The organism is Roseibium sp. (genome assembly GCF_965232425.1).
Lineage (GTDB): Bacteria > Pseudomonadota > Alphaproteobacteria > Rhizobiales > Stappiaceae > Roseibium.
On sequence record NZ_OZ246971.1, the window covers coordinates 4,477,659 to 4,490,417 of the forward strand.

Annotated in this window: 10 protein-coding genes; 1 reads left to right on the top strand and 9 read right to left on the bottom strand. The window is 61.8% G+C overall.

Annotated features, from left to right (window positions below; translation table 11 throughout):
* Positions 1–184: 184 nt before the first annotated feature.
* Genes ACO08A_RS20405 through ACO08A_RS20435 form a run of 7 tightly spaced genes read right to left on the bottom strand, consistent with a single transcriptional unit; the run spans position 185 to position 8,926 of the window.
* On the bottom strand, positions 185–925 hold the full coding sequence (locus ACO08A_RS20405; protein ID WP_422037764.1) for an amino acid ABC transporter ATP-binding protein: 741 nt from the start codon (positions 923–925) through the stop codon (positions 185–187).
* Position 926: 1 nt separating this feature from the next.
* Positions 927–1,277 (bottom strand): RidA family protein, encoded by a 351-nt coding sequence (locus tag ACO08A_RS20410; RefSeq protein ID WP_421983973.1) that lies wholly within the window; start codon positions 1,275–1,277, stop codon positions 927–929.
* Positions 1,274–3,181 carry a propionyl-CoA synthetase gene (locus tag ACO08A_RS20415; protein WP_422037765.1) on the bottom strand — a complete coding sequence of 636 codons (1,908 nt, stop codon included), beginning with the start codon at positions 3,179–3,181 and terminating at the stop codon, positions 1,274–1,276. Before ACO08A_RS20415 ends, ACO08A_RS20410 begins: the two co-directional genes overlap by 4 nt.
* A 3-nt stretch (positions 3,182–3,184) precedes the next feature.
* Entirely contained in the window at positions 3,185–3,925 is a 741-nt protein-coding gene (locus tag ACO08A_RS20420; RefSeq protein ID WP_422037766.1) for an SDR family NAD(P)-dependent oxidoreductase, read from the bottom strand.
* The gene (locus tag ACO08A_RS20425; protein ID WP_422037767.1) at positions 3,922–5,574 is read right to left on the bottom strand and encodes a hydantoinase B/oxoprolinase family protein; all 1,653 of its coding nucleotides are present in this window, start codon (positions 5,572–5,574) and stop codon (positions 3,922–3,924) included. Before ACO08A_RS20425 ends, ACO08A_RS20420 begins: the two co-directional genes overlap by 4 nt.
* Entirely contained in the window at positions 5,574–7,658 is a 2,085-nt protein-coding gene (locus ACO08A_RS20430; protein ID WP_422037768.1) for a hydantoinase/oxoprolinase family protein, read from the bottom strand. The genes ACO08A_RS20425 and ACO08A_RS20430 overlap by 1 nt, the downstream gene beginning before the upstream one ends.
* A gap of 5 nt (positions 7,659–7,663) precedes the next feature.
* Positions 7,664–8,926 (bottom strand): NAD(P)/FAD-dependent oxidoreductase, encoded by a 1,263-nt coding sequence (locus tag ACO08A_RS20435; RefSeq protein ID WP_422037769.1) that lies wholly within the window; start codon positions 8,924–8,926, stop codon positions 7,664–7,666.
* Positions 8,927–9,055: 129 nt separating this feature from the next.
* On the opposite strand from ACO08A_RS20435, the gene ACO08A_RS20440 reads away from it, so the two are divergent.
* Positions 9,056–9,457 carry a rhodanese-like domain-containing protein gene (locus ACO08A_RS20440; RefSeq protein ID WP_422037770.1) on the top strand — a complete coding sequence of 134 codons (402 nt, stop codon included), beginning with the start codon at positions 9,056–9,058 and terminating at the stop codon, positions 9,455–9,457.
* A gap of 114 nt (positions 9,458–9,571) precedes the next feature.
* Here ACO08A_RS20440 and ACO08A_RS20445 read toward each other — a convergent pair whose 3' ends face one another.
* Both ACO08A_RS20445 and ACO08A_RS20450 read right to left on the bottom strand, forming a co-directional pair.
* Positions 9,572–10,342: an IclR family transcriptional regulator gene (locus ACO08A_RS20445; protein WP_421983966.1), complete on the bottom strand. Its 771-nt coding sequence runs from the start codon at positions 10,340–10,342 to the stop codon at positions 9,572–9,574.
* A 2-nt stretch (positions 10,343–10,344) separates the two neighbouring features.
* On the bottom strand, positions 10,345–12,672 hold the full coding sequence (locus ACO08A_RS20450; RefSeq protein ID WP_422037771.1) for a molybdopterin-dependent oxidoreductase: 2,328 nt from the start codon (positions 12,670–12,672) through the stop codon (positions 10,345–10,347).
* Positions 12,673–12,759: the final 87 nt, after the last annotated feature.

Sequence of the window (12,759 nt, forward strand, 5' to 3'; positions counted from 1 at the left end):
TGCGACAATCTTTGGGAGACAGTTGCGTGACAATGGGGTCAGCGACCCGGTTTGCATTTCCCGAAGGCCGTCATTGCGAGCCGGCAGAACTTAAATCCAAGCCCAAGTGAAAAAAGAACCCGGCAAAGGGCCGGGTGCAGGTGGGCTGCCTTGGGAGGCGGGTTTGTTCGAGGGGGGCGGGCGTTCAGTGGGTGAGCACCTGTTCGAGGAAGGTCCTTGTTCTCGGATTGGTGGGGTGGTCGAAGAAGGAAACGGGATCCGCCTCTTCGACGATCTGACCGGCATCCATGAAAATGACCCGGTCGGCGACCCGTTTTGCGAAGCCCATTTCGTGGGTGACGCAAATCATGGTCATCCCCTCTTTTGCAAGCGTCTCCATGACATCCAGGACCTCGCCGATCATTTCGGGGTCGAGCGCCGAGGTCGGTTCGTCGAAGAGGAGAATGTCCGGCCGCATGCACAGCGCCCGCGCGATCGCGACGCGTTGCTGCTGACCGCCCGACAACTGCCCCGGATACTTCTGCGCCTGGTCGGCGATCCGGACTTTCTCCAGGTACTGCATGGCATGTGCCTCGGCATCCGCCTTGCTTTCCTTGCGCGCCAGGACCGGCGCGAGCGTGCAGTTCTCCAGGATCGTCATGTGCGGAAACAGGTTGAAATGCTGGAACACCATGCCGACGTCGCGGCGGAGCAGTTCGATGTTGTGGGCCTCGGCGTAAATCTCGTCGCCATGGATCAGGATCTTTCCGGACTGGTGTTCTTCCAGCTGATTGATGGTCCTGATCATGGTTGATTTTCCGGATCCGGACGGTCCGCACACGACGATTTTCTCGCCCTTCGTGACGGACAGATCGATGTCCTTCAGGGCATGGAACTCTCCGTAGTACTTGTTCACTTGTCGGAGTTCGACAGCCGGCATGTCCATGTCATGATCCCTCCTTGATGGCGGCCGTGACGATAATCTCGACCTTGAGCACGTCGCGCGCGAGACGCGCCTCTCCACAGGCGCGCGCCGGGGCGAACCCTTCCGGAACCCAGTCGTCCCAGACGGCGTTCATCTCCGCGAAATCAGCCATGTCCGCGAGCCAGACGATGGCCTGGAGAATGTGTTCGCGATCCGACCCCGCTTCCAGGAGAAGCGCGTCGATGCGCGACAGGCAGTCGCGCGTCTGGTCCGCCACGGTTTCGCCTGCACCGACCTGGCCGCACAGATAGGCAGTGCCGTTGTGCCTGACGATCTTGCTCATGCGCTTTCCGGTATGAAGCCGTTCGATCATGCCGTTCCCTTTCCATAACTGCGTCTTGAGAGTACGCCGGATATCTCGTCGAGAATGGCCGGATCGTCAATCGCCGCGGGCATCTTGAAGTCTTCGTTGTCGGCCAGCTTCTGCATCGTGCCGCGCAAGACCTTGCCGGATCTGGTTTTCGGAAGCCGCTCGACTTCCATCGCGGTTTTGAAAGCCGCAACCGCGCCGATCTTTTCGCGCACCAGCGCAACCAGTTCCCGTTCCAGTTCGCCCGGATCGCGCCCGGCTCCGTCGTTCTGGACAAAGAACCCGATCGGCATCTGCCCCTTGAGCGCATCAGCAGCGCCCACCACCGCGCATTCGGCAATGTCCTTGTGGGCGGAAATGACTTCCTCCATCGCGCCCGTGGACAGGCGGTGCCCGGCGACATTGATGATGTCGTCGGTGCGGGCCATGATGAAAACATATCCGTCCTCATCGATGATCCCGGCATCGGACGTGGCGTAGTAGCCCGGAAACTCTTCCAGATAGGCCTTGAAGAAACGATCTTCGGCGTTCCACAGCGTCGGCGTGCCCGAAGGGGGCAGCGGCAGTTTGCAGACGATGTTGCCGAGCGTTCCGGCGGGCAGGGGATGTCCCTCGTCGCTGAGGACTTCGATCTCGTAACCCGGCATCGGAACGCCGGGCGATCCCGGTTTCACCGGAAGCGTACCAAGGCCGACCGGGTTGCCGGACATCGGCCAGCCAGTCTCGGTCTGCCACCAGTGATCGATCACCGGACGCTGCAGTTTCTGCTGCGCCCATTTTATGGTTGCCGGGTCGGAGCGTTCTCCTGCGAGAAACAGCGTGCGGAACCGGCTGAGGTCGTGACGGCCGATCAGTGCGCCGTCCGGATCTTCCTTGCGGATCGCGCGAAACGCGGTCGGCGCGGTGAAGAGCGCGACGACATCGTGATCGTCGATCACGCGCCAGAAGGCACCGGCGTCCGGCGTCCCGACGGGTTTGCCCTCGTAGACGACCGTGGCGCATCCGTGAAGCAGCGGTGCGTAGCAGATATAGGAGTGTCCGACGACCCAGCCGACATCCGAAGCCGCCCAGAACACTTCGCCCGGCCTGACATCGTAGTGATGTTCCATGGACCACTTCATGGCGACCATATGTCCGCCGGTATCGCGGACGACACCCTTTGGCTGTCCTGTCGTGCCGGAGGTGTAGAGAATGTAGGCCGGATCGGTTGCCTTGACGGGGACACAGTCGGGCAGCGTTCCCCTTGCCGCGGCGACCTCTTCAGCGAAATCGAGATCCCGGGCCGGGTTCAAGTCCGCCACAAGAGCGTCGCGCTGCAGAATGAGGCAGGTCTCGGGCTTGTCCGCCGACATCTCGATGGCGGCATCGAGAAGCGGTTTGTAGGCCACGATCCGCGTGGGTTCTATGCCGCAGGATGCGGAGACAATGACTTTCGGCCTGGCGTCATCGATGCGCGTCGCGAGTTCGGCCGCGGCGAATCCCCCGAAAACGACCGAATGGATGGCGCCCAGCCGTGCGCAGGCCAGCATGGCGAAGATCGCCTCCGGCACCATCGGCATGTAGATGATGACCCTGTCACCCGTCTCGACGCCGTTCCGACGGAGAACCTCGGCCAGCGCCCCGACTTCAGTTTGCAGTTGCGAAAAACTGAAACGCTGAACGGTGCCGGTGACCGGACTGTCGTGCACAAGGGCGAGCCGATCCCCGTGCCCGGCTGCCACATGCCGGTCGACCGCGTTCCAGCAGGCGTTGCAGACGCCGTCCGGGAACCATCGCCCATAGGCACCGGCGCCCGGATCGAAGGCCGTTTCGGGCTTCCTGATCCAGTCGATGTCCTGTGCCGCCTTCATCCAGAAGGCGTGCGGGTCGGCGGACCATGCGGCGTAGGTTTCCTTGTACTGGCTCATGGATCAGACCGTATAGTTCAGGCCAAGGCGGCCGCCATCGACATAGATGGTCTCGCCGGTGATGTAGCTCGCCTTGTCCGACGCCAGGAACGCGACCGTGTCGCCGATCTCCCGCGCCGTTCCGACCCGGCCGATCGGTGTGCGGGACATCACCTTGGCGAGCGCTTCCGGGTTTGCGTTGACGCCCGCCATCATGTCCGTGTCGATCGAACCGGGGCCGACCGCGTTCACGCGAATACCGTGCGGCGCCAGCGACAGCGCGGCTGCCTTGGTGAGCTGGTTCACACCACCCTTGGACGCGCAATAGGCCGGAATGGCGGGAATGGCGACCTGGGCATTGATCGACGACATGTTGACGATGGAACCGTGAATGCCGTTCGCGACCATGGTCTTGGCGGCACGCTGGGTCGCGGCAAAGACGCCGACGAGGTTCACGTTGATCACCCGGTTGAAGTCCTCGAGCGCATAGGTCAGGAAATCTCCGGGCTGCGCGATGCCGGCGTTGTTGACAAGCACCGAAACGGGGCCGATCTCGGCTTCGATGCTGTCGAACATTGCGGCAATCCGGTTCGTGTCACCCATGTCGCAGACATATGCGTGGCCGTCGAGTTTTGAGGCCGCCTCGTGCACGGTCTCCTGAATGTCGGACAGGATGACCCTGCACCCGTCTTCGGCAAGCGCCTGGGCGCAGGCGAGGCCGATGCCCTGGGCTGCGCCGGTTATGAGGGCGATTTTCTCGCTCATGAGTTTTCTCCAGAATATCCGTAGTCTTCGGCAGCCTGATCGGCAGAGACCAGTCCTGCCTCGACGTCTGCCTTCACCTGCGACCTGTCCCGCCTTGCCGGGTCGCCAAATCCGCCGCCTCCGGGAAGGCTGAGCCGCAACCGCTGACCGTTGCGCACCAATTGCCTGCCTTTGGATTTCAAGGGGGTGCCGTCGGTCAGCTCCACGCGCCCGGGAGCACCCGGTCCGCCTCCGTCGCGTCCGCGGGCAGGATTGTCGACCCTGTCGAACATGGCGTTGAACCAGAAATCATATCCCGCGCGCGCTTCGATTTCGATGACCTGACCAAGGCCGCCGCGGGTCTCACCTGCGCCTCCGGAGCCTTCGCGCAGATCCTTGCGCCAGACCGTGATTGGTCCGACATGCTCTGTCGCCTCGACGCTCATCGTGGACACACCGGACGGGAACGCGGTGGCGGAAAGACCGTCCACGAAAGGACGGGCGCCGGTGCCGCCGGAGTTGAACATCAATATCTCGGCGCTGTTCAATCCGCTGTCCGGATCGTTGGGGCGGGCCGAAATCTGAATGTTCCAAAGGGCTGAGGCGCCCTCGGCAGGAACCGTGCCCGGCATGGCCTGGTGAAGAGCACCCAGGACAACGTCGGGCACGAGGTGTCCCAGGACATGCCTGACGGAGACCGGGGCCGGTCGCTTCGCCGCCAGAATGCAGCCTTCCGGCGCCGATATTTCAAAAGGCTCAAGGGACCCCGTGTTGTTGGGAACGCCGGGGGCAATGGCGCATTTCAAGCCGTAGCACGCATAGGCCCTGGTGTAGACTTCCGGCACGTTGACACCGAATGCGCTCATTCCGCTCGTGCCGGTGAAATCCGCGCTGACGCGGTCACCTTCCACCTTGAGCGTGACGACCAGTTCGACCGGCCGGTCATAACCGTCAACCATCATCCTGTGCCGGTAAGTTCCGTCGGGAACTTTTGAAATGGCTTCCCGGGTCGCCTTGCGGCTGGCTTCGGTGAGAAAGCCGGACAGACCTTCCAGGTCATCAATGCCGAATTCCTCCAGCATCGCCTGCAGACGCCGGTCGCCCGCCTCGTTGCAGGCCGCAAGGGAGTACATGTCGCCGACCGTCTGGTCGGGGGTCCTGACATTGGCCCGGATGATGGAGATCAGAAGCGGGTTGACCGTTCCCCGTTCCGCGAACTTGGTTATCGGGATCAGCAGGCCTTCCTCGTAGACCTCGCCCGCATCGGGGCCGAACCCCCGCCCGCCGATATCGACGACATGCGCCGTGCAGGCAAAGAAGCCGATATGCAGACCCTTGCGAAACACGGGCGTGACCACGGTGATGTCATGCAGGTGTCCGGTGCCGAGCCAGGGGTCGTTGGTGATGAAAACATCTCCGTCGAAGATGTTCTGCATTCCGATCTCGCGAACGAAATGCGTGACGCTTTCCGCCATCGCGTTGACATGTCCGGGCGTGCCCGTGACCGCCTGGGCCATCATCCGGCCCTTCCGGTCAAACAGACCGGCCGACAGATCGCCGGCTTCGCGCACCGAGGTGGAGAAAGCTGTCCTTATGAGCGTTGTCGCCTGTTCTTCGACGACGGCGATCAGCCGGTTCCACATGATCTGATAGTCGATTGCGCTCGGCATCAGCTAACGTCCTTTCGGATCAGGAGGAGGCAACCGTCCGGTTGGCGGATCGCCCGATAGGCGGATGTGACGATTGTCGTGGTTTCGGCCTCGACGATTGCCGCGGGACCGTCAACCACCGTGCCGGTTTCCATTGCATGGCGCTCGACCTCCCGTGCGTCGACATTCCGGCGCAAGGCAGCATCGAAGATGGGCCTGGTGCGCACAGCTTCAGCCTCCGTGCAGCCGTCCCGGCGGCGGACTGCATCCGGTTCCGGCAGCACGGATGTGACGATCAGCGACCAGTTGGTGATTTCGGGCGCAAGCCCATCAATGGTGCGGCCGAAGAGCGTTCGATAGGCCTCCTCGAAAGCCGCAAGGATGGCCGGTGTGTCGCTGCGGGAAAATGCCCTGTAGGGCAACGGCACGGGTATTTCCCAGCCTTGTCCGGCATAGCGCATGAACGCGGTGAGGCGGGTGGTTGTCCGGCCTTCTTGAATGCCCTGTTCCACGAATTCTCTTGCCTCGGCTTCCATGGCCTGTAGCGCGGCGTTCACCGCCTCTGCATCGAAATCCGTGAGAGTCTGGAAGAGGCCCCGCGTTGCCTCGTAACTGAAGGGAGCGCGCAGGAAACCAATCGCGGAACCGACACCCGCCCCGGGAGGAATGAGCAGGGCGCGGATCCCCAGTTTCTCGCAAAGCCGGCAGGCATGCAGCGGGGCGCCGCCGCCAAATGCGATCATGGTGAAGTGCTCGATGTCGCGGCCGTTTTCGACGGTGTGGACCCGCGCTGCGTTGGCCATGTTCTCATCGACCATCTCGGTCACGCCGAAGGCCGCCTCGGCGACGTCCATGTCCTGCATCAAGGCGATCCTTCCGGAAAGCGCGGACGTTGCGTTCTCAACGGAAAGGGGGATTGCGCCACCGGCGAAATTGTCCGGATCCAACCGGCCAAGAACGAGGTTCGAATCCGTGACGGTCGGTTCGACGCCGCCACGCTGGTAGCAGGCGGGACCGGGTTCTGACGCAGCCGAACGCGGTCCGACCTGGATACGGCCCATCTGGTCGATCGACGCGATTGATCCGCCGCCGGCTCCGATCTCCACCATCTCCACCACAGGTGTGGACACGGTCATGCCGGAGCCTTTCTTGAAGCGGTAGGTTCGGGCGACCTCGAACGTGCTCGCCGTTTTCGGCGAACCATTCTCGATCAGGCAGATCTTTGCAGTCGTTCCGCCCATGTCGAATGACATGACCTTGTCGAGCCCATGCGCGCGTGCGAATTCCGCGGCGAAGATGGCGCCACCGGCTGGCCCGGATTCCAGTAGGCGCACCGGCTGTTCGGACGCCGTTTCGACCGAAATCAGGCCGCCGCCCGAGTGCAGCATGAAGACCGGCGCTGCAATGCCACTGCCGTGGAGCCTGGTGACAAGCCGGTTCAGATAGGTCGAGACCTGCGGCTGCACATAGGCATTGGCAATCACCGTGTTGAAACGCGGCAGTTCCCGCATTTGCGGGGAAATCACGGATGACAGCGAAACGGAAAGGTCTGGAGACAGGTCTTTCAAGGCCTCCGCCATCATCTGTTCGTGCGTATCGTTCGCGTAGGAATGCATCAGGCCGATTGCCACCGCCTCAAAACCACCTTCCACGATGCGTTGCGCCATCTGCCTCGCCTCAGCCGGATCAAGCGCGAGCAGCACGTCTCCCTTCGGTCCGATCCGCTCGTTCAGAGTGAAACGGTGCTTCCTTTGCACCAGCGGCCTGGGCAATTGCAGGTTCAGGTCATATTGCTCGAACCGGTTTTCGGACCGCATCTCGATGACGTCACGAAATCCTTCCGTCGTGATAAAGGCCATGTCTGCGCCGCGGCGCTCGATCAGTGCGTTCGTGACCAGGGTGGTTCCATGAATGACCTGACCGATATCGGAAAGCGGGATGCGCGCGTTTCGGGCGGCCTTTTCAATGCCTGTCAGGATTGCCCGTTCCGGCTCGGCGTAGTCCGTGAGGACCTTGCACGTTTCCGTGCCGCCCGGATGGTCGAGCGCGACGTCGGTAAACGTGCCGCCAATATCCACGCCAACGCGAATGTCGGACCTGGTCATGCTTGTCAGAATCCCTTGATGAACTGGTTGGCCGTGAAGGCGATATTGTAGAAGCGGGACATCACCGGCGCGCTGGCGACAGCGGCCATATCGGTTGTCGGAAGCGGCAGGTCTTCCAGTTCCATGCCCGTCAGAAGGCCTGCAATGCCCTGTCCGAAAATGGTTCCCGTGGTAATGCCGCGGCCGTTGTAACCGATCGGCGTGAACAGGCCTTCGTCAAGCACGTGAATGCGCGGCAAGTGATCCGGCGTCATGGCGATCTGGCCGTGCCAGGCTTCTTCAAAACGAATGTCGCCCAGGTCCGGAAACAGCCGGGAAAGCCGCTTCCTGGCCCACCTTTGGGAAAGCCCCCTGGACTTGTCACCATGTACCTTGCCCATCGATCCGATGATCAGCCGGTTCTTGTTGTCCCGCCGCAGCGAAAACATCACGGGCGCGGTGTCCCAGAGCCCCTGCAGGCCTGGTAGAATGTGCGCCGCCCGTTCTCCCAACGGCTCGGTTGCCAGCTGGAAGTAATGGATCATCGTGTAGGTCCTGTTCAGCCCGGGCCAGAGACTGTCCGTATAGGCGTTCGTGCCGAGTACAACCGCCTTGGCGCTGATCTGCCCATTGTCGGTGAGAACGGCCCAGCCGTCCGCCGTTTTCTGCAAGGATGTCACCTTGACTCCGGTGCTGATGGACGCACCTGCGGCCTTGGCCGCCCGGGCAAGACCGCGGCAATATCCCATCGGGTTGATTGTGCCTGCGCGGTGGTCGACAAGCCCGCCGTGAAAGGCACTGGTTCCGATCTTTTCCGAAATTTCCTCACGGCCGAGCAGATCGACCGGTTCACCCATGGAATTCCATTCCTTCCACCTGGCTTCCAGATCTCGAAAACCGGAGGGGGCATGGGCTGCGTGAATGGTTCCGCTGCGTGTCGCTTCGCAGCGGATCTGGTATTTTTCGATCAGATCGAACACCATTGAAGGTCCGTTGCCGAACCGCTGCAGGAAACGCGGGCCGTAGGTGGTGCCGAGCTTTTCGCGGACCTGCGTGGGAGGAAGCCAGATGCCGGCGTTGACAAGACCCACATTGCGGCCCGATCCGCCAAAGCCGACATGATTGGCCTCGATGACACAGGCCGACAGTCCGGCCTCGCTGCAGTGAAGTGCGGTCGACAGGCCGGTGAAGCCGCCGCCGACGATCGCGACGTCAAACCTTTCTCCTTCCGGCAATTGGCCTTCGAGGTCACGTTCCTCAGCAGAAACATCCCAAAGGGAAACAGGCATTGTCCGGGTCAAAGCGACAGCCTCCTTTTGCAGCCTTCGAAATTTCGGGCCTTCTGGATTACTTGCAAACAACCATACTGCGTGTCAATATAAGAAATAAATGTTTTATATATCGGAACAGAGAGCGGTATGAAAAAACTTGCCAGAAGTGCAGCGAGCATGGTTGCGGACGCGCGGTCGCGCATTGAAGAAGTCGAAATTCAGGACCTGATCGCGGCAATGGACGACCCAGGTGTGGTGATTGTCGACATCCGCGACGTGCGCGAGCGACAGCGCTCCGGCTTCATTCCCGGAAGCGTACATGCCCCCAGAGGCATGGTGGAGTTCTGGGTCGATCCGGAAAGCCCCTACTTCAAGGACGTGTTCGGTGAGGACAAGAGGTTCGTCTTCCACTGCGCCTCCGGTTGGCGTTCGGCGCTGACGGTGGCAACGCTGCAGGACATGGGCTTTGACGCGGCGCATCTGCGCGAGGGATTTTCCGAGTGGGTCAAGCAGGGCGGTCCGGTCGAGATGCCTGAGCCGAAGTCCTGATCCAAACGTCGGCAGAAGAGGGCGGCCTTGCCAAAGGCACCCGGCCTCTCTTACCCGGCGCCAGTTGGCCGGGTTCACCGGCCGGCTGCGGGGTATTCCGTGTTTTCGATGGGGCTACACCCTCGAGAGTTTGCGGGAAATCGCTTCAGCCGCATGTGCGGAAAGCGAGCCGAACCGTTCTTCCCCGTTGTCGGGCAGGTTGACATTCGGAACCGAGATGCCGATGGCGGCGACGGCTTCGCCGTCGGGGAGTTTGATCGCGGCGCCGAAACTCAGGATCCTGTCGCGAAACTCTCCGGTATCATAGGCATACCCTCTCATCCGCGTGGCTTCGATGTCCTCGTCGAGCTGGCTCAACGTCGTCAGCGTCTTGTTGGTGAAGGCCTCGAAGGGTTCGGAAAGCTTCTCGCGCAGGCTGATGTAGTTTGCCGCAAGGATCGCCTTTCCGGTGCCGACACAATGGATCGGCGCCGATCCCCCGATCGGGTTCCACGAGCGGATCGGTTTCCTGCTTTCGATCTTGTCGATATAGACCACGTTGAACTGTTCGGGGACGGCGAGGTAGATCGTTTCTCCGGTCTCGTCGGCAAGGTAGGCCATCTCGGGCGCGGCCAGCTCCCTGAGGTTGAGACTGTCGACGGTGCTGCGTCCCACTTGCCACATCTTGAGGGTGGCCGCGTAACCACCGTCTTCCTTCTGCGAAACATAACCGAGCCGTGAAAGTGTCTGCAGCAGGCGGAAGGTGTTGGACTTGGTGAGATCAAGAGACCGCGATATCTCGGTTACACCGAGCGACTTGCGCGCTTCGGCGAGTTTTTCGAGGATCGCCAGGCCTTTGGAAAGCGTTGAATCAACTTTTGCTTCAGTCGGTTTTTTTTCGGACATATTCAGTCTTCGTTGGCGTTTGTGCGCAATGTAACGGACGATTTGGCAAAGGTAAATCTCGGCGGCTCGTGCGCTTCGACGTCACCGGGATCACTGTCAAGCCGTCTCAATCCGACCTGGGTCGAGTGCGCTGCGGTGCTCTGGGTCAGGGATGATGTCCGCAGATCATGCGTCAGCACATTGGGGTTGCCGTGCCGGTCGCGGTGATCAGGTTCGGCAAAATCCGGATCATACCAGGCTCCCGTCCACAGAAAGACGCACCCTTGCCGGATGTCGTCCGTGACGCGTGCGCCTGCGAGGCAGCGGCCGCGATTGTTGAAGAGCTCGACCACGTCGCCGTCCGAGATCCCGCGTTCGGCCGCGTCGAGAGGGTTGATCAGCACGGGCTCCCGCTGCCTGACCTTGGCGGCAAGGCTTGTCGCGCCGTTGTCGAGCTGGCTGTGCAGGCGTGTTCCGGGCTGTCCCGAAAGCAGCGCAAGCGGATGTCCGTCCAGGTCGGCCGTCTGCCAGTCTCTTGGTTCGAACCAGCTTGCGTGGCCGGGGCAATCGGGAAGCCCCATCTCGGCGATCGTCCTTGAAAAGAGTTCGATGCGCCTGCTTGGCGTCGGTAGCGGAGCGGCGTCCGGGTCTTCGCGAAATCCGGCGAGGAAGACCTGATCCGGGGAGGGGTCCGGCAGGGTGACGACGTCACCGGCAATGAACCTGTCCCAGTCCGGCAGCGCGATGCCATGCCCGGCCGCGGCGGCAACGGTTTCGTCCCAGAGCCGCAACAGCCAGCCCTGTTCGTCCAGCCCGTCCGAGAAGGCATCCAGGCTGCCGAGGCGCTTTGAAAGCGCACGGTAGATGTCGAATTCGGTTCTTGCTTCGCCGGGCGGGGCGACGCTGGCGGGCATTGGAACGAGGGCATTGTCGGATTTGCCTGCGCCGAAATCGGTTCGTTCGGGCGGCGCTGCGACGGGAAGGACGATATCCGCGTGCCGCGCTGTGGCTGTCCAGTTGATCTCGTTGACGACGATGGTGTCCGGCTGTGCGAAGGCCTTGCGAAGCCTGTTGAGGTCCTGGTGGTGGTGAAACGGATTGCCGCCCGCCCACCAGACCATCTTCGCGTCCGGCAGCGTGCGGGTCTTTCCAAGGTAGGAATAGTCCTTGCCCGGATTCAGCAGCATTTCGGAAATCATGCCGACCGGTATGAAATCCGGTATCGGGTTTTTGCCCTGCGGCATCGCTCCCGGCCGGAACAGGCGCTCGATATTGCCGATGTTGCCGTTCACGGCATATCCGATCGTGAACCCGCCTCCGGGCAATCCGATCTGTCCCAGCATGGCTGCAAGCGCCACCGTCATCCAGAGGGGCTGCTCGCCATAATCGGCCCGTTGCAGGCTTGCGGCACAGGAAATCATGGTGCGCCCGCCGGCCATTTCACGCGCCAGCCGGCGCAGCCGCTCCGCCGGAATTCCGGACCTCAGTTCCGCCCAGGCCGCCGTCTTGGCAACGCCATCGGCCTTGCCGAGCAGATAATCCTCCAGCTGCCGGAAGCCGACCGTGTAGCGCTGGAGAAACGCCCGGTCATGGAGATCTTCTTCCAGGAGCGTGTGGGCCAGCGCCATCATCACCGCCACATCCGTGCCGGGTCTTGGAGCAAGCCATTCCGCGCCGACCGTTTCGGAAACATCGCTTCGCAGCGGACTGAAGTTCACGAACCGGACCCCGGCGTCTGCGCATTTTTCCAGATTGCCGGCTTTGCGATGCCGGGCAATCCCGCCGTCGCTTACCTGGCTGTTTCGGAGAGCGAGCCCGCCGAAACACACCACCAGCCGGGTGTGTTCGGCGATGACCGACCACCGCGTCGCGCGGGCGACGTGATCGCGAAAGTTTCCGAGAATGAACGGCATCAGGCCGAGAGCGGCGTTGTAGCTGTAGTTTCCTTCGGAGCGGACAAATCCGCCCTGCGTGTTCAGGAACCGCTTCAGCTGGCTTTGCGCATGATGAAACCGGCCGGCGCTCGACCAGCCATAAGAGCCTGCGAAAATCGAACCGTTGCCGTAGCTCTGCTTCACGCGTGTCAGTTCGGTGGCGAGGATCTCGATCATCCGGTCCCACGAAACTTCGACAAACGGGTCCCTGCCTCTTTCGGCGGGGCCGGGTCCATTCTCGAGCCAGCCCCTGCGCACGGCCGGGCGCAGGACGCGCGCGCGTCCGTTCAGGCTGGAAGCGATGTTTCCGTTGATAGGTGAGGGAGCCGGATCGCTCGGGTGTGCGGCGACCGCGACAATCCGTCCGTTGTCGACCTCGACCTGGCCGATACCCCAGTGGTTGGATGTTAGATGCATTTCTGTTTCATTAAATAGAACGTATTTTCTGTATATTGACACAGAAAGACTCGAGTGTCATCAATTCCAGCCACACTCTAATGGAGG